This window comes from Salmonella sp. NW177, assembly GCF_051811585.1.
Taxonomy (GTDB): Bacteria; Pseudomonadota; Gammaproteobacteria; order Enterobacterales; family Enterobacteriaceae; genus Salmonella; species Salmonella enterica.
This window is the reverse complement of the sequence record NZ_JAMMZV010000002.1, coordinates 694,955-709,521: the sequence shown is the minus strand read 5'-3', so window position 1 is coordinate 709,521 and position 14,567 is coordinate 694,955. Positions and strand designations below refer to the sequence as shown.

20 protein-coding genes are annotated in these 14,567 nt (G+C 53.0%); 2 read left to right on the top strand and 18 right to left on the bottom strand.

Annotation, left to right across the window (positions count from 1 at the left end):
- Position 1: 1 nt before the first annotated feature.
- The 18 genes from NA986_RS10205 to NA986_RS10120 form a co-directional block, all read right to left on the bottom strand.
- Positions 2 to 589 carry a phage tail protein gene (locus NA986_RS10205; protein ID WP_001001824.1) on the bottom strand — a complete coding sequence of 196 codons (588 nt, stop codon included), beginning with the start codon at positions 587 to 589 and terminating at the stop codon, positions 2 to 4.
- A complete protein-coding gene (locus NA986_RS10200) occupies positions 582 to 1,766 on the bottom strand; it encodes a baseplate J/gp47 family protein (RefSeq protein ID WP_000136927.1) in 1,185 nt (394 codons plus the stop codon). The genes NA986_RS10205 and NA986_RS10200 overlap by 8 nt, the downstream gene beginning before the upstream one ends.
- Entirely contained in the window at positions 1,763 to 2,092 is a 330-nt protein-coding gene (locus tag NA986_RS10195; protein ID WP_001002797.1) for a DUF2590 family protein, read from the bottom strand. Before NA986_RS10195 ends, NA986_RS10200 begins: the two co-directional genes overlap by 4 nt.
- Positions 2,089 to 4,056 (bottom strand): phage tail tape measure protein, encoded by a 1,968-nt coding sequence (locus NA986_RS10190; protein WP_000811100.1) that lies wholly within the window; start codon positions 4,054 to 4,056, stop codon positions 2,089 to 2,091. The genes NA986_RS10195 and NA986_RS10190 overlap by 4 nt, the downstream gene beginning before the upstream one ends.
- On the bottom strand, positions 4,053 to 4,196 hold the full coding sequence (locus NA986_RS10185; protein ID WP_371061717.1) for a DUF6890 family protein: 144 nt from the start codon (positions 4,194 to 4,196) through the stop codon (positions 4,053 to 4,055). The genes NA986_RS10190 and NA986_RS10185 overlap by 4 nt, the downstream gene beginning before the upstream one ends.
- Before the next feature lie 47 nt (positions 4,197 to 4,243).
- Complete coding sequence (locus NA986_RS10180) at positions 4,244 to 4,501, bottom strand: putative phage tail assembly chaperone (RefSeq protein ID WP_000411500.1); 258 nt, start codon at positions 4,499 to 4,501, stop codon at positions 4,244 to 4,246.
- On the bottom strand, positions 4,488 to 4,721 hold the full coding sequence (locus NA986_RS10175; protein ID WP_001747519.1) for a hypothetical protein: 234 nt from the start codon (positions 4,719 to 4,721) through the stop codon (positions 4,488 to 4,490). The genes NA986_RS10180 and NA986_RS10175 overlap by 14 nt, the downstream gene beginning before the upstream one ends.
- The gene (locus NA986_RS10170) at positions 4,648 to 4,980 is read right to left on the bottom strand and encodes a hypothetical protein (RefSeq protein ID WP_000376378.1); all 333 of its coding nucleotides are present in this window, start codon (positions 4,978 to 4,980) and stop codon (positions 4,648 to 4,650) included. The genes NA986_RS10175 and NA986_RS10170 overlap by 74 nt, the downstream gene beginning before the upstream one ends.
- On the bottom strand, positions 4,980 to 5,321 hold the full coding sequence (locus NA986_RS10165) for a M15 family metallopeptidase (protein WP_000175558.1): 342 nt from the start codon (positions 5,319 to 5,321) through the stop codon (positions 4,980 to 4,982). The genes NA986_RS10170 and NA986_RS10165 overlap by 1 nt, the downstream gene beginning before the upstream one ends.
- A complete protein-coding gene (locus NA986_RS10160) occupies positions 5,318 to 5,614 on the bottom strand; it encodes a phage holin family protein (protein ID WP_001154426.1) in 297 nt (98 codons plus the stop codon). The genes NA986_RS10165 and NA986_RS10160 overlap by 4 nt, the downstream gene beginning before the upstream one ends.
- Before the next feature lie 12 nt (positions 5,615 to 5,626).
- Positions 5,627 to 6,082, bottom strand: coding sequence for a phage protein (locus NA986_RS10155; protein WP_000166745.1), 456 nt, complete (start codon positions 6,080 to 6,082; stop codon positions 5,627 to 5,629).
- Positions 6,079 to 7,206, bottom strand: coding sequence for a DUF2586 domain-containing protein (locus NA986_RS10150; RefSeq protein ID WP_000220184.1), 1,128 nt, complete (start codon positions 7,204 to 7,206; stop codon positions 6,079 to 6,081). Before NA986_RS10150 ends, NA986_RS10155 begins: the two co-directional genes overlap by 4 nt.
- On the bottom strand, positions 7,203 to 7,907 hold the full coding sequence (locus tag NA986_RS10145; RefSeq protein WP_000606933.1) for a hypothetical protein: 705 nt from the start codon (positions 7,905 to 7,907) through the stop codon (positions 7,203 to 7,205). Before NA986_RS10145 ends, NA986_RS10150 begins: the two co-directional genes overlap by 4 nt.
- Positions 7,904 to 8,386, bottom strand: a complete 483-nt coding sequence (locus NA986_RS10140) for a phage tail protein (RefSeq protein WP_000080871.1) — start codon at positions 8,384 to 8,386, stop codon at positions 7,904 to 7,906. Before NA986_RS10140 ends, NA986_RS10145 begins: the two co-directional genes overlap by 4 nt.
- A complete protein-coding gene (locus tag NA986_RS10135) occupies positions 8,383 to 8,835 on the bottom strand; it encodes a head completion/stabilization protein (RefSeq protein WP_000491223.1) in 453 nt (150 codons plus the stop codon). The genes NA986_RS10140 and NA986_RS10135 overlap by 4 nt, the downstream gene beginning before the upstream one ends.
- 98 nt (positions 8,836 to 8,933) lie before the next feature.
- Positions 8,934 to 9,632, bottom strand: coding sequence for a phage terminase small subunit (gpM, locus tag NA986_RS10130; protein ID WP_001177276.1), 699 nt, complete (start codon positions 9,630 to 9,632; stop codon positions 8,934 to 8,936).
- Positions 9,633 to 9,643: 11 nt separating this feature from the next.
- A complete protein-coding gene (locus NA986_RS10125; RefSeq protein WP_001176503.1) occupies positions 9,644 to 10,672 on the bottom strand; it encodes a phage major capsid protein, P2 family in 1,029 nt (342 codons plus the stop codon).
- A gap of 34 nt (positions 10,673 to 10,706) precedes the next feature.
- The gene (locus NA986_RS10120) at positions 10,707 to 11,543 is read right to left on the bottom strand and encodes a capsid scaffolding protein (RefSeq protein ID WP_023375469.1); all 837 of its coding nucleotides are present in this window, start codon (positions 11,541 to 11,543) and stop codon (positions 10,707 to 10,709) included.
- Positions 11,544 to 11,753: 210 nt separating this feature from the next.
- Between NA986_RS10120 and NA986_RS10115 the strand changes: the two genes are divergently transcribed.
- Together NA986_RS10115 and NA986_RS10110 are read left to right on the top strand one after the other, a co-directional pair.
- Complete coding sequence (locus tag NA986_RS10115) at positions 11,754 to 13,538, top strand: terminase large subunit domain-containing protein (RefSeq protein ID WP_001151938.1); 1,785 nt, start codon at positions 11,754 to 11,756, stop codon at positions 13,536 to 13,538.
- Entirely contained in the window at positions 13,535 to 14,554 is a 1,020-nt protein-coding gene (locus NA986_RS10110) for a phage portal protein (protein ID WP_000746494.1), read from the top strand. Before NA986_RS10115 ends, NA986_RS10110 begins: the two co-directional genes overlap by 4 nt.
- Positions 14,555 to 14,567: the final 13 nt, after the last annotated feature.

The following is a 14,567-nucleotide window of genomic DNA, read 5'->3' as shown; positions in this document are numbered from 1 at the left end:
CTTATAACCCTGCGCTGTACGTTGCGCTGCTGGTTTCCGTACCGCTCAGTGCTGCCGGATAAACCACATATTCCCCCTGATCCCATCCCGCCCGGATAGTCAGCCGTTCGGACGTGATCACTTCAAACTGGTAACGGCGGCATGTCCGCCCGTACTGCCGGATAATCTGGATCATCAGCTGCGTGTTAGTCGCAATCTGGCTGTCCGTGACGCGAACCTGAATCACATCCCAGTCAATTCCCGGCTGGCGCTCCATCAGTTCAACGTACCCGATCCCCAGCCGCTCAAAGATACTGATAAATCCCTCAACAGAACCGGCGTCACGCGCATTCACGAAGGCATACGCCACACGCCTGCGGAACAGTTCCAGCGGCTCCCCGTCAAAGCGGGAAATGTCCCGGTCATACGCCAGCAGGTTAAGTAACGCCGGTGTACAGGTCAGCGGATCAAACTGGTTCAGTGGCCACGTCACCCAGCCGTACACTTCCGCCCAGAACCGACGCGCCGTTTGCAGCAGTTTTCGCGGCTCGCCCCTGTCCATCCAGGAGGGAAGTACCATTCCGGCCAGTTTTTTCATGAACTCATTCATTCTCAATACTCACCACAAGCGATTTCAGGCGCGGCACATTCAGCTCACTGGCAATGTCATCCAGCGAAAAATTCAGCGATTCTGTTACCGGAAAATTTTTATGGATTTCGCGCCCCAGCTGCGAGAAGGAGAACCGTGAATACGGCCACGTCCTTCTGACGTCATAGTCCGTATTTTCCCGGAAGGCGCACCGGATCAGGTTTTCAATACCGTCCTTCAGGCGCTTCTGTTCATCATCACTGATGTTGTTCAGGTTCCTGACCCAGACAGTGACCGCCAGATCGTGCAGGGTTTCCGGCATGGCATAACACTGCATATCGTCCCCGTGGCCGTGATGCCCCTGCGTGTTGATATAGTCATTCACGGCATCCACAAACGGCGCAGAAGCCACGCCGCTGTCCAGCAATAAATAGGCGTTGGCTGTCCCCGGCCCCCTCGGTGCTTCGTGCTCAAAGAAAATCCGGTCAATGCTCAGTCCGGCAACACCGGCTATCATCGACCGGTATACCGCGTCCGTATGGTAGTTGCCCACCAGGTTAAACTGGTTACGGCAACGCTCACGCAGTTCATCATCGCTTTCCTCATCCGCGCCCGGTACGGTCAGCCAGTTTTCTTCACTGGCCACATGGCTGATGCCGTCCACGGCCACCGGCAGAATGCGGTAATATCCCGGCGCAAGGTTATATGCGCCGCCCGTTCCCGTTGCCTTTACCGGCAGCAGTGCGCTGGCGGTACCGGAGGCAATCACCACATCTTCCGTGATGGCCAGTTCATACACCCTGCCGTTAATACGTTCTGTCTGTATCACCGTTCCGGCCTTCACCGTCACCACGGCGCTGGCGTCTTCCTTGTAAAAACGGATAACGCCCTGTGCAGCGCTGGCGGGCTTCGGCGTGATATTCACCGCCCATGCCAGCAGCCGTAACATGCTTCCACTGGCCGTGGCCACAAACATATTGGCCAGTACGGTGGAGACCAAAACCTCCTTCAGCCACATCACCGGCGCGGTTACAATGGCCGTGACCAGTCGCCAGAACGGAGACATACGGGAGGTATTCGTGATAATTCCCTCCTCCGTCGCAATGGCATTAAAGCGATCGCGAATCTCTTCTTCCGTCACCGGCATACCGCTGGCTTTCACCACCTCTTCAAAGTCAACCTGTGGCTTTTCCGTCATAAATCCACCTGTACCGATATTCCGCCGAAGTCATAAGTGCTGGCCGTGATCCACAACCGTGTCCGGCTTTCTTCACCGATTTCCACTGTTCCCGGAACGATACGTTCATCATCCTCAATCAGTAATTCCATACGGGTAAAAATATCTGCCCGCATGGTCGGGCTTCTCTCGGCAATTAATTCCGTCGCCAGACCGCTTTCAATAATGGAATGAATAATGTCCTGCCCGATACTTTTACGGTTATTACATAATTCAGGTTCATTACCGGTATTCAGGACAAAGTCATTTCCCTGAATTAATAAATCAACATACAGGATTTCATTCATACGCCCAGCTCCTGAAACTCCATTAACTGCCCCGGCGTTATCATTTCTTTTGGATAGATATTGACAGTATTAATTTTCCGACTGTTATCCGTCACAACCCTTGAGTTATTACTAACAGATTTACTAATACCACCTTTATCAATTCCTTTTAATTCTCCACCAGTAGAAAGCGTATTTGTTGTCAGTGCCGGAGGTGACTCGTTAGCCAGCGAAATATTGACACCGGGTATTTTATTCAACTTTTCTACAATCCAGTTCCATGATTTCAGGAAGCTACCTTTAACGGACTGCCAGATATTATCAAACATGGATACAATACCACCGGCCATCCCGCTTAATGCCTGTGAAGGTGAAAATCCCGTCAGCAGATTAATAAAGCCGTTCCAGCCGTCCTTAATCCATTGCCATGCCGTCGAGAACACACCGGCAAGCCATTCGACAACGCCAGCCACAGCGGTAAACGCTGCCGTATTCATCACCGCCGCCTGTACATCGTCCCAGTGTTTAATCAGCAGATAACACCCTGCTGCCAGCAGGCCAATCGCACCAATAACCAGCAGAACCGGCCAGCTCATCAGATTTATGCCAATTCCGGCCATAATTGCCGCCATACGAACCGCAAGAAGCGTACCACGCAGAAATTTAAGCGTCAGATTCCATGCCGCTACAGCTTTTGAGGCAATCCAGACGGTGGCGGTGTATATCTTCGTGACTGAAGTCAGTGTCTTCCAGAGAGCAATCGCACCCAGCTTAATAAGTTTTGAGACGCCCAGAACGATGTTAGCTATTGCGCCGGCAGCAGCAAACCCCAACAACGCCATAGCCGCATAACCGATAACACGCGCAATGTTGGGAAACAACTGCATCCAGCGGGCAAAGGTCTGTCCCATATCAGCCAGGCGGTTCAGCACCGGATACAGAACGGGGATCAACGTCAGTCCAATGACGGTCTGAACAGACTTAAGGATCTGTACAAAGCGATCCCACGGTTTCACCAGTTTGCCGGCCATCTCCTGTGTACGCTTCAGCCCGTCAGAACCGCCCAGCTCAGTGATGTTACGTTGCAGTAAGGCCACATTGCCGTACAGGTGTTTCACCACCGCCGAACTGTCACCAAATGCCGCATCCAGCTCCGCCTGTGCTTTCAGGTTCCCTTCCAGACTTTTGCCATACTTGCCCTGTAACTTGATCAGCATTTCAGGCATGGACAGCATTTTGCCGGTGGCATCCGTAAAGGACAGCCCCAGCTTTTTACCGCCCTCAATGGCTCCGGTCATGAAGCCTTCGTAAGCGCTGCTGGCTTCCGTTCCCAGCGTGCGGTTAAGCTGCCCCAGTACGGCCAGCTGTTCATCCAGTCCGACGCCGTAGTTGGTACCAACGCCCCGCGCCCCTTCCATCAGGTCTTTGATAGTGCCCATTTCGGTACCGAAGACCTTGCGCATATACACCATTTTTCCGGCCAGCTGCTCAGCGAACTGAACCTTGCCCAGACGCTCCGCATCAGCGGAAAAGTTACCGAACATCTGCCCCATAAATTCCGCCGTTTCGGCAGATGTGGATCTCAGGGCAAATGCCAGGGTATTAGCAACTTTTGTCACTTTCGGCAGCTCATTACCGGCGAGGCCGGCAATGGAGGCATTAATATTTTCTGTGGACTTAACAAACTCCACCGCGCTGGCACCGTAGGTCATACTGAACCGCAGCGCATCACGCTGGACAGCCTTTAAAGCCTGATCATCAATCCCTTTTGCCGCAGCGTCATTCAGTGCGTCATACATCTCAATAGCCGGCGATAACGCCCCTTTGATGGCCATCCCTGTGCCGGCTAAAGCCAGCGCACCGCCCCCAATCTGCGTAAAGGCCGCTTTCGATTTTTCCGCAAAGCCTGTGACACTGCTCTGCACCTGCTTTAACGGGCGCGTCAGTTTATCAATCAGGCTTAATGTAAAATCTAACTGTTTCATCCTGAACCTTTAAATGCGGTGCTTATTCCGTTAGCAACCGCTATGCGCGTATTTTCCCAGTGGCGATTATCCAGCCAGATAGCGGCGGAAATATCATCCACGGAATCCTGACCGTGCGGTAAATAATGACGCCGTAAAATCAGATATTGTTCGAGTCCGTTCTGTTCGATTGACCGGACTCGCTTTGTCAGTTTTTTACTTCAATTTCCAGTTCTGGCGCATAAAGTTCATTGATTTTCCCTGCAAGTTGAAGCGCTGCCCCCGGACGTTTCAGAATATCTTCCAGCGCTTCTTTACACTCTGGTACAACAATACGCATAAGATAACTATGGGCTGGAGCCACTTTATTATCCATCGCCATTTCATTGATGAATTTATTATAAGCCGTCTGATTTGGTTCAAACGTAATTTCTTTCTTACATACAACCAGATTAATTTTTTCCATAAATAATATTCTCTCTTAAATTAATTTCATCAACCAGCGTGTTATGACGTGCAGCACACTGCCCGTATAACTCCAGATAAAGTGTCAGTAATTCCGCCGCATCTTTTCCCTGCGTGCCATTCAGGCGCGGCAGCTGCGTGGCACATTTAGTTTTCAGGTTTTCCTGATAACGTACGTTCGGTACTGGTGACGGCGTCGTTGTACATGCGGACAAAGTCATCAGACAGGCACACGTTAGTAAACACCGGTTTAACCACCTCCGTACGAATTTCACGCGGCGGCGCATTTTTCAAAGCCTCCAGTTGTTCTTCCAGTTTTCGCCCGGATTCACTGGCCACGCTCGCCAGCGTTTCCCCGGTAGCGCTGGCTGACCGGCTGATGGCCAGATCGATACTGTCACGCTGCCAGTTAGCCGCCTTCCAGCCTGCCCAGAAGGCCAGAACAACCGTCACAAGCCAGCCCGCTACCACACGATCCATCAGCGAACCCCGTCATGTTCCAGACTGAAATGATTGCCGTCCGGCCTGGATTTGAAGCGCCCGCCCCAGCTGCCGCCCAGTGACTCCCAGTATTCGCCCAGCGGCAGGTAATCCTCTGTGCGGGTCTGGTACTGGCCGTTAACAAACAGGTTAAAATCCACCGCCAGACGCCGGGTATGCAGACTGTTGGTAATACCGCTACCCTTTTTAGCGTTCAGCGCCGCCTGTTCCGGCGTGCGGTAAGCCTCCCCGAACGTCAGCCGGTAGCCGTGTTCTTCTGCCCAGTGGATCAGATTTGCCACCATAATGGTAAACAACTGTTGTTTTTCGCTCAGTGTCACTTTGTCACCCCCTTGCCCAAAATTCCGGCAAATCCACGTTTACGTAACCATGCTTCCACCACGTTTTGTCCCAGAATCCCCAGACCAGAACCAAATCCCAGCAATGCCAGCGGATGAATATTTGGTACAAAGTAAAGAGCAACGCCGGCAATAACAGATAACCCGGCCCCGACAATGACACGGCCGGCCACCAGACGAAGGGTAATCGGCTCGTCACTGTTAAGTAGTTTCCCCAGTGCAATCAGCCCCCCCATAACCACAAGGGCAATAAATCCCTTTTCATAGTCCTGCATCCCTGCTGCCCCTTATCCAATCAGGTTTTCCGTGGCCTCCGCTTCCAGATACGGAACGCCGTTGATGTTGACGAACTTCGGACTGGTCACGAAGTATTTAATTTTATGGGTGGACACGCTGCTGCCCTTCGGATCAACATCCAGTACACTATTGAGCTGGAGCTTATTACCGAAGGTTTCCACCTTCATTTCTTCGCTGCCGGCTTTGGCGTAAAAAAGGAAGTCCACAGGGGGAATGCCCCGCCATGAACCGGCTGAACGGGCTTTGGCCGTCAGTACCTGAAGCACTTTTGAACTGACTTCAATTTCACCCTCTGCGGCCACATCGCCGTCGACATAGCCGTCAGGTACACCGCGTGTCTGAGCTGCGGCGCTGTTGTCGGTGATATCCAGCGAAATTTTTTCAATGTGGATCAGGTCGCCGTCCACGTAGACGTCAAAGGACATCCCTGAAATACGTTTGGTCATGCGCTGGCCTCCAGACTCGCATCCAGTAACAGACTGATGGTGATTTGCAGTGGTACTTCATACGTACGCACCACAATGTAGATATCCACCGCCTTTTTGTTCTTCCAGACAATGGTCACGTCACCGTCCTGCGGTGGCTTCACTTCGCCCGGAAATGACACACCGTTAATGCTGGCCGCCGTGGACATTTCACGCAGCGGACGGGCAAACAGCGTCTGGTGTGCGGCAATGCTTCCCGGTGTACTGTTCAGGGAGCGATCGGCAATCTTACCGATAGCCAGCAGACGGACACGACGGGCGGCCTTGTCCACAATACGCAGCGTCTCAATGGACTGATAATCACCTCCTTCCACATCCAGCGTGCGACCGTCAGCCCAGTAAAAGCCGTCATAGTCCGGATACCACATCGGCACGCTGTAGCGCTGTGCCTCCAGCGCCTGAAGGGTAGCCAGCCCCAGCGTTGCCCCTGCCCCATCTTTCGGCAGTTCATCGCTGCCCAGATTCAGTAACGGCCCGGTTTTTACCCGCGCCGGACTGTCAGCGATGGTAACAGCGCGATTACAGAGGCGACCGGCCAGAACACCCGGTTCATTCCCCCAGAGACGCGGAACCAGCTGCACCGCTTTTTCAGCAATACCCTGCTGAAGGGTGGACAGACGTTTCAGATAATCCGCCTGTGATTCATCCTCCTGCATACCCTGTACGGCCAGAATGAACCACACCCAGCGACCGTATTTTGCAATCAGTTCGGATCGCAACGTTGCCGCCTGGTTAATCTGCTCTTTTGCAGCCACATCATCCGACAGCACCACACCTTCCACCGAACAGGAAACCTGTGCAGCTTTGACGGCATCAACCCACGCCCCTGACTCACTGTCAGCGGCCAGCACATGGATGAACCCCCACCAGTTCTGCCCGGCGTTCGCCAGTGCAGCCAGTACATCACTTTTTAACGGACTGTTTCCCTCACCCAGTAGCGCGTTAAAGTCACTCTGTGCATTAACAGCCAGAGTTTTTCCCACATTTTTGGTACCCGTACCGATAAACAGCAACGTGCGTTCCACCTCTTTGGTTTCACCCAGTAACTGGTTTACCTGGTTAACGGTTACGATTGGCCAGGTCATGCTCTCCCCCTGATATCCTGCGCGTTAACATCCCAGCCGAACCCGATAGCCTGAAGCTGTCGTGCCAGCGATCTGTTAAAATCATCCTGACCTATCCCCAGAAACGCCCTGGCAGGTAAATCAATCTGCCAGGATGTTTTGACCGGTTTGTCCTCCAGTATCCGGATAAGCAAACCTGCCTGTCTGGCGGTCATTTTTTCCTGTATTTCCTTATAACCGGGCTTACGCCAGCGCTTGCCGCGCCTGACTTTATACCCGGCCTTACGCAGACGTTTCGCCTGTCGCAGTGATGCAGGTTTATCCCCCTGCTCACGGCCTTCCACCTGCCTGCGGTTGACGGTTACGCTCATGCCATTCTGCTGGACATAACCCACCACGCCGGCAGGCAGATTTCCCTTCGCATTCCGGTAATGGCCACCAGCCAGATACAACCTGACGGAATCCGTTTCCGGCATTTCACGGATGCGGATAAGTTTCGGCATATTGCGCAACATCTTGCCTTTACGCCGGGTCTGTCTCCCCTGCCACTTATCCCCCTCCGGTGACTGCTGGTTGCGCACATTGCGCTTTGCTGCGGCTTCCACGCCGTATTTCGCCATGCGCCACAACAGCCGGCGACGTCTGGCAGGAGGCAAATCCAGCTTTTTCAGCGCCTCCTGTAGCTGGCGGAACTGTTCCTGGTTCAGTTCGCCATTTATCATCCATCCCCCTCATTGACGGGGATCACCGTCACCTCATCCGCCGTCCAGACTTCGGGGTTTGCCAGCTTCCAGCGCTGGCCATCAAACGGGATCTGACCTTTGGGATCGGGGATCAGATTCAGTTCCTCCACCATTGGCAGCGTCACCACCATAATGGCGGTTTCCTGGTCGATGGTTTCGATATCAAATTCAGGTAATTCGGCATCAATGCCGGTTTCCTCAAAGAGCGCCCGCTCATCCTGACAAAGCCACGACATAAATAACGCCATCAGAATTTTGGGATCGTACTCACGGTAGGGATAACGCTCCCACGTCAGCACGGCGTTATAACGAATGATGGCAATGCGATACTGCCCCAGCCCGGTGTCACGCTGTGCCGGGATGAATGCGATTTCATCCATCTGGCTGTCAAATCCCTGCATTGCCCGTCTGGGCATGTTCGCAATGAGAAAATCCGTTAATTCGGTAAGCTGGCTCATATCATGGCCACCGTGATGCGTTTCAGCCCTTTGATACGCCGTACCGCCAGCGTGGATTCCGCTATCAGACTGGAGCGGGTTTCATCGCTTTCCTGCCCAGGATGGCTTTCACGGCGCCCAACAGACGCAAATTCGCCCATCAGGTCAGCTTTGGCGCGGGCAAAAACAGCCTTGCGGTAACGGGCGCACAACAGATTTTCACCGTCAATCTCAACGCCCGGAACGTCCGCCGCGCTTGCATGGCCACTGAGGCGACAATCCGCCACTACCCTGACCAGATCATCATTGATTTCACCGGCTGCGGTCAGCAGCGCCTGACGGATGGTGGCTGCGTCGATATCGGCAGGAATAGCACGCTGGGACTGAAAATCCTTCACGCTCAGGTCTGGCCAGAAGCCATCATTAGTCAGAATGGCATCATCAAAATCAATTGCAGTTCCGCTGAACATCCTGTTCCTCCGGAAAAAAGCGGGCTGGCCGGTTTCCACGGGCGATACGCTGATGCGCTCCCCTCCACCGCGCCCGCTTTCGGGTCGGTAGCCTGTGATTACTTATCCAGCGCCCGCAGACGTGCAGCAATGCGCTGCAACATCGTGCCGACACCACATTTAGGGTCGAATCCCTTCGCCTGCTCCAGCAAATCCTTCGCCCGGAGCAATACATCCCTGTCTTCCGTTGCCGCTGCGCGTGGCTCTCCGTTCTCATCGCGTAGCAGGTGCAGACCGGCAAATTTCACATATTTGGCCTTGATGACCTCATACACATTCCAGTGCTGCATAACGTTTCCCAGCGTGCGGCTGAAATACGGCTCCACATCCTGCCCCTGTGCGGCTTCCGTCTCCGCCCAGGCCAGTACCGTATCGGCCACAAACACCGGGAACGCACTGCCGAACGCGGCCGGGGTTTCCTGCCCCCGTTCGATGGCCACATCCGCCCAGTCCAGCGCCTGATCGAACTGGCCGGTATCAAACAGCCAGATGACACACCAGGCAAAAACGGGATTCTGATGCATGCTGTCACTTTCCAGCCAGGTTTGTGCGGTCGGCATCCAGCGGGGCAACAGCACATCACGCTTGAACTCCATGCGCTCCGCACGGTTGCTAATCGCTGCGGCCGCTGCCACATCCTTTTCCAGTGCCGCAATCTGGACGTGCAGACTGGTTTCACTGTCGAGAGATTGTTGCTGACGCAGCAGCCGTTCTGCTGCAATACGCGCGCTGTGTCGCTGTGCCGGTGACAACTGCATTATTTCCCCCGTTATGCGCCTGCTGACGGTGCAGCCGTTGCCCCAATCGTTACCGCGCTTTCGTCAAATGCGGCATACAGTTCCGGATATTCCACGGCATAGCCTTCATTACGCAGGTATTTGTTTTCATACTGCTTGCGATCTTCCACAAACTCCGCTTTACGCTGACGCGTACCGCGCTGGGTGTAGATATGCAGGTTAGGCAGTGTGGTAACAATCATGCGCTTGCCTGGCATAAACGGAGGAACATAAGCCGTACGGCCGGCGATACTGTCAGACAGCAGCTGTGCCGCAATCTTTTCAGTGGGTTTATCAGCTTTCTGATACAGACGGAACGACTCCGCCGCCACCAGGTCAGCACCTACCAGAACCACCAGACGCGGATCATTACGGTACTGTGCCGGAATTTTGGCATTGATAAGATCGGATGCCATCGCATCCAGCGACACGTAATCACCTTTACCGTCACCGTCCAGCACAACCTTATCAGTGATGATCTGCTGGCCATCCTTCCACTCTTTAACGATTTGATGCCAGCCCTTGTTCACATCCTCGCCGTTCGGGTTGGTTTCCGCATTTGTGGTTTCTGCCACTTTGGTACCATTAAACCCGATACGCAGCATATCCAGCGCAAACGCCTGATTGGTGAACTCCTGGACACGCTGGAAAAACTCGTTTTCATCGCCGGCATTCGCCCAGACAGAAAGCAATTGCCAGGTCAGTGCGGCACACGAATCTGTTTCGACCAGCCTGTAATCATTGCCGCTGACGCCCACTTTTTTACGGAAACGGCCATCCAGCACACGCCCGGTATACAGGCCAGAACTGCCAACCGGAACCACCTGCCCCTGTAACTGATCCACATCAGCAACCGTCAACAGATTCAGGAAAGATGACTCCTCCAGTAGCGCATTACGCATCTGGGTTTCTTTCGGATCTGACAGCGCAAACCAGCGGTCGTCATCGGTCGCACCGTAGGATTCACGCAGACCATTGTGATACTGGCGCAGAAACTCACGGGCTTTCGCATTTAATTGCATATTCTTTTTCCTTAAAGAAAAGTTGTGTTATCCCTTACAGGAAATTGAAGCCTTTTTTGCCCTTGCTGAATTTTTTATCCGGCAACTGGGTAACTTTGCTGTTCAGCTTGCTGAAGTTTTTCACCAGTTCTGGCAGATTCCCTACCAGGCGCGCAAAATCTTCGGTATCCACCACTTCCTTAACGGTGTCCACATCTTCCTGGACATCAGATACCGCTTCTTCCGCCTCACCCAAACGGGTTTCAATGGCAGATACACGCTTATCAATCGCATCCAGCGCTTCAGCGAGCGCCTGTAAAGCATCAGGCTGTGATGTTTCCTGCTCCGCGGTCGCTTCTGGTTCTTCAATACTGAAAAAATGGCGCCAGCCTTTTTTCGCTTTAGACATTCCCTTTTCCTTTTTAAATTCCCTGACTTCATCAAACGCCAGCGGCTTATACGGGCCGATGCGTTTTCCTTTGGTGCGGCTGAAACGTAGCCGTGTGGTGCTCACTCCTGCCGGGCTGTCAGTGACTGCCAGCCCTTCCAGATAGGTTTTACCGGTGTTCCGGAAATTACCGTCCGGTGTGAATTCCGGCGACAAAAATAAAAGTTGCCCGTTGGCGTTCGCCTGAAGTAACGAAATACCAGGACATAAACGAGCATATAAACGCAAAATACCTTCATCATCACGTTCAGCTTTTAATTCCAGCACCTCCCCCATATTCCCGAAATTACGGGAATGCTCCGGCCATAACAGCGCCGTATACAAAGAGGGGTCGTATAATTCAGCGGCATCCAGTAGCCATTGCTCTTCAATAGCCCGCTTATCAACCGTTTCACCCGCAGTAGCGATACAAATCCAGTTTGTTGCCAGTTGTGAAGCTGACATATTGCCTCCCTTCCTGCTGCGGTTTTCAGTATCGCCAATAAAATTAGCTTCCGCATTCACTTCATTCCGGAATAATTCGGTTATGTCGCTTATCCGTATATCCACGAAATTATTTTCAAAAAAGAAAACCAAATTGCTGAATAATTCATACATACCACTGCTTCCGGATTTAACCGAAAAGACAGTACTGACATAAAGGCAAGGAAGCCAATGGCGAAATACAGTGAAGAATTAAAAGGCGTTGCACGGGCACTCTATTTAAAACGATATACTCCGCAGGAAATTGCCGATGAACTTAATCTGCCTAACAGACGTATCGTCTATTACTGGGCGGAGAAATATTGCTGGGCGGAATTACTCAGTCATGAATCAACAGAAGACGCATTAAACCGCCGTATTCAGTCACTGACATTACGTGAAGGGAAATCGGAACTGGAGCTGCGGGAGCTGGACAGCCTCGTGTCTCACCTGGTGAAACTCCGTGCACAGCATAATAAGCATCAGGAAAAGCTGGCAGAAATTAAACACAGTGAAAGTGATGCGCCGGCGTCCCGCCAGTCCTGTGGCGACGAAAAGCACCGGAAACGCGGCAAATACAAAAAGAACGATATCAGCCACTTAACCCAGGAGGATTTTGACCGTTTCGCGCTGGAGCACCTTTTCGGCTACCAGAAACACCTTCGCGACAATCTTCATCAGCAAATCAGGAACATCCTGAAAAGCCGCCAGATTGGCGCAACCTGGTATTTCTCAATAGAAGCGTTTGAGAATGCGGTTATGACAGGTGATCCACAAATCTTCCTGTCCGCCTCAAAAGCCCAGGCTGAAGTATTCCGCAGCTATATCGTCAACATTGCGGAGCAGTATTTCGGCGTGGAGCTGACCGGCAACCCCATCCGTTTGTCCAACGGCGCGGAGCTGCGCTTCCTGTCAACCAACAAGAACACCGCCCAGTCATACAGTGGTCATCTGTACTGTGATGAATATTTCTGGGTACCCAACTTTGCAAAGTTAAACGAAGTGGCCAGCGCAATGGCCACACACGACAAATGGCGCACCACTTACTTTTCCACACCCAGCAGCAAAACACACCAGGCATACCCGTTCTGGACAGGCGAAGAGTGGAAGCGCGGCGACAAAAAACGCGCACGCGTGGCGTTCCCAACAGAGAAGGAGCTGCGTGACGGCGGACGGTTATGTCCTGATGGCCAGTGGCGCTACATCATCACGCTGGAAGACGCGATCGCAGGCGGGTTTAACCTGGCCAGCATCGATAAGCTGCGCAATCGCTACAACCGCGACACCTTTAACATGCTGTACATGTGCGTGTTCGTGGACAGCAAGGACAGCGTATTTTCGTTCTCCCACGTCGAACGTTGCTGTGTTGATCCGGATATCTGGGAGGATCATGACGAAAACCTGCCACGGCCATTCGGCAATCGTGAAGTGTGGGCAGGCTATGACCCTGCACGCAGCGGGGACACATCCACCTTCGTGATTATCGCGCCGCCGATCGTGGCGGGCGAAAAATTTCGCGTGCTGCGCGTATTCCACTGGCAGGGAATGAACTGGAAATGGCAGGCGGCACAAATTAAGAAGCTGTTTGGCCAGTACAACATGACCTACATCGGCATTGATATCACCGGGCTGGGGAGTGGTGTCTTTGAGGATGTGCAGCATTTTGCCATGCGTCAGGCGGTGGCTATCCGCTACGGCGTGGAAACGAAAAACCGCCTGGTGATGAAGATGATCGACGTTATCGAAGACAACCGCGTGGAATGGGATAAGGAGAAGACGGAAATCGCTGCCAGCTTTATGACCATCCGCAGAACGTCCACGGCCAGCGGTAACGCCATGACATTTGTCGCCGACCGCACAGCTGAAACCGGCCACGCTGACAGCTTCTGGGCTATCGCCCATGCCATTGACAACGAACCATTAAACTTTGAAAACCAGCGAAAATCACGCTGGGGCAACTTAGGGAAAGCAGCATGAAAAAACGGAAATACAGGGAACGCCGCACCGTTACCAGACCGCGCCATATGAGCCTTATCACGCTGGGTAAGCCAGAACCCATTCTGACGACCGGCACGAACTATACAGACGTCTGGTATGACAATGAAGCGGAACACTGGACGCTCCCGATTGACCGGCTGGCGCTGGCGCAACTGGTAAACCTGAACGCGCAGCACGGTGGCGTGCTGTATGCCCGCCGCAATATGGTGACAGCAAATTATAATGGCGGCGGCCTGACGCATGAGCAACTGGGCGCGGCCGTGTTTGACTGGCTGACGTTCGGTGATGTGGCCATTCTCAAGGTACGTAACGGCTGGGGGGATGTAATCGCACTTTACCCGCTGCCGGCACTCTATACCCGCCAGCGTAAGACCGGGGAATTTGTTGTACTTCAGCAGGGTGAACCGGTAATTTATCCGCCTGAAGATATTATTTTTCTCAGGCAGTACGACCCGCAACAGGCCATTTATGGTCTTCCGGATTACATCAGCGGCATCCACTCCGCCATGCTCAACGGTGAAGCCACGATTTTTCGCCGGCGTTACTACCACAACGGTGGTCACACGGGCGGCATGATTTATTGCAACGACCCGAATATGACCGACGAAGTGGAAGAAGAAATCATTCAGAAGCTGGAGCAGTCGAAGGGGATCGGGAACTTCAGCACCATGTTTGTGAACATCCCCAAAGGCGATCCGGATGGCATCAAATTTATCCCGATTGGCGATATCAGTGCCAAAGATGAGTTTCAGAACATCAAAAGCATCAGCGCCCAGGACGTGCTGACCGCGCATCGTTTTCCGGCAGGTCTGGCAGGGATTATCCCCACCAACGGAGCTATAATGGGCGATATTGAAAAAGCGGCTAAAACATACCGTAAAGCGGAGATTTTACCCATTCAGCGTATGTTCAGCGCCGCAGTGGCGCAGGAAAGTGATGTACCGCCCCACCTGTACCTTAATTTCCTGAAAGACAGTGAGCTGGAAGGTGATTAATGTCCAGAAAAAG

Bases quoted from the DNA above. Each gene is read 5' to 3' on its own strand.
- NA986_RS10205 (WP_001001824.1), bottom strand. From the start codon at position 589: ATGAATGAGTTCATGAAAAAACTGGCCGGAATGGTACTTCCCTCCTGG.
- NA986_RS10200 (WP_000136927.1), bottom strand. From the start codon at position 1,766: ATGACGGAAAAGCCACAGGTTGACTTTGAAGAGGTGGTGAAAGCCAGC.
- NA986_RS10195 (WP_001002797.1), bottom strand. From the start codon at position 2,092: ATGAATGAAATCCTGTATGTTGATTTATTAATTCAGGGAAATGACTTT.
- NA986_RS10190 (WP_000811100.1), bottom strand. From the start codon at position 4,056: ATGAAACAGTTAGATTTTACATTAAGCCTGATTGATAAACTGACGCGC.
- NA986_RS10180 (WP_000411500.1), bottom strand. From the start codon at position 4,501: ATGGAAAAAATTAATCTGGTTGTATGTAAGAAAGAAATTACGTTTGAA.
- NA986_RS10175 (WP_001747519.1), bottom strand. From the start codon at position 4,721: ATGACTTTGTCCGCATGTACAACGACGCCGTCACCAGTACCGAACGTA.
- NA986_RS10170 (WP_000376378.1), bottom strand. From the start codon at position 4,980: ATGGATCGTGTGGTAGCGGGCTGGCTTGTGACGGTTGTTCTGGCCTTC.
- NA986_RS10160 (WP_001154426.1), bottom strand. From the start codon at position 5,614: ATGCAGGACTATGAAAAGGGATTTATTGCCCTTGTGGTTATGGGGGGG.
- NA986_RS10155 (WP_000166745.1), bottom strand. From the start codon at position 6,082: ATGACCAAACGTATTTCAGGGATGTCCTTTGACGTCTACGTGGACGGC.
- NA986_RS10150 (WP_000220184.1), bottom strand. From the start codon at position 7,206: ATGACCTGGCCAATCGTAACCGTTAACCAGGTAAACCAGTTACTGGGT.
- NA986_RS10145 (WP_000606933.1), bottom strand. From the start codon at position 7,907: ATGATAAATGGCGAACTGAACCAGGAACAGTTCCGCCAGCTACAGGAG.
- NA986_RS10140 (WP_000080871.1), bottom strand. From the start codon at position 8,386: ATGAGCCAGCTTACCGAATTAACGGATTTTCTCATTGCGAACATGCCC.
- NA986_RS10135 (WP_000491223.1), bottom strand. From the start codon at position 8,835: ATGTTCAGCGGAACTGCAATTGATTTTGATGATGCCATTCTGACTAAT.
- gpM (WP_001177276.1), bottom strand. From the start codon at position 9,632: ATGCAGTTGTCACCGGCACAGCGACACAGCGCGCGTATTGCAGCAGAA.
- NA986_RS10125 (WP_001176503.1), bottom strand. From the start codon at position 10,672: ATGCAATTAAATGCGAAAGCCCGTGAGTTTCTGCGCCAGTATCACAAT.
- NA986_RS10120 (WP_023375469.1), bottom strand. From the start codon at position 11,543: ATGTCAGCTTCACAACTGGCAACAAACTGGATTTGTATCGCTACTGCG.
- NA986_RS10115 (WP_001151938.1), top strand. From the start codon at position 11,754: ATGGCGAAATACAGTGAAGAATTAAAAGGCGTTGCACGGGCACTCTAT.
- NA986_RS10110 (WP_000746494.1), top strand. From the start codon at position 13,535: ATGAAAAAACGGAAATACAGGGAACGCCGCACCGTTACCAGACCGCGC.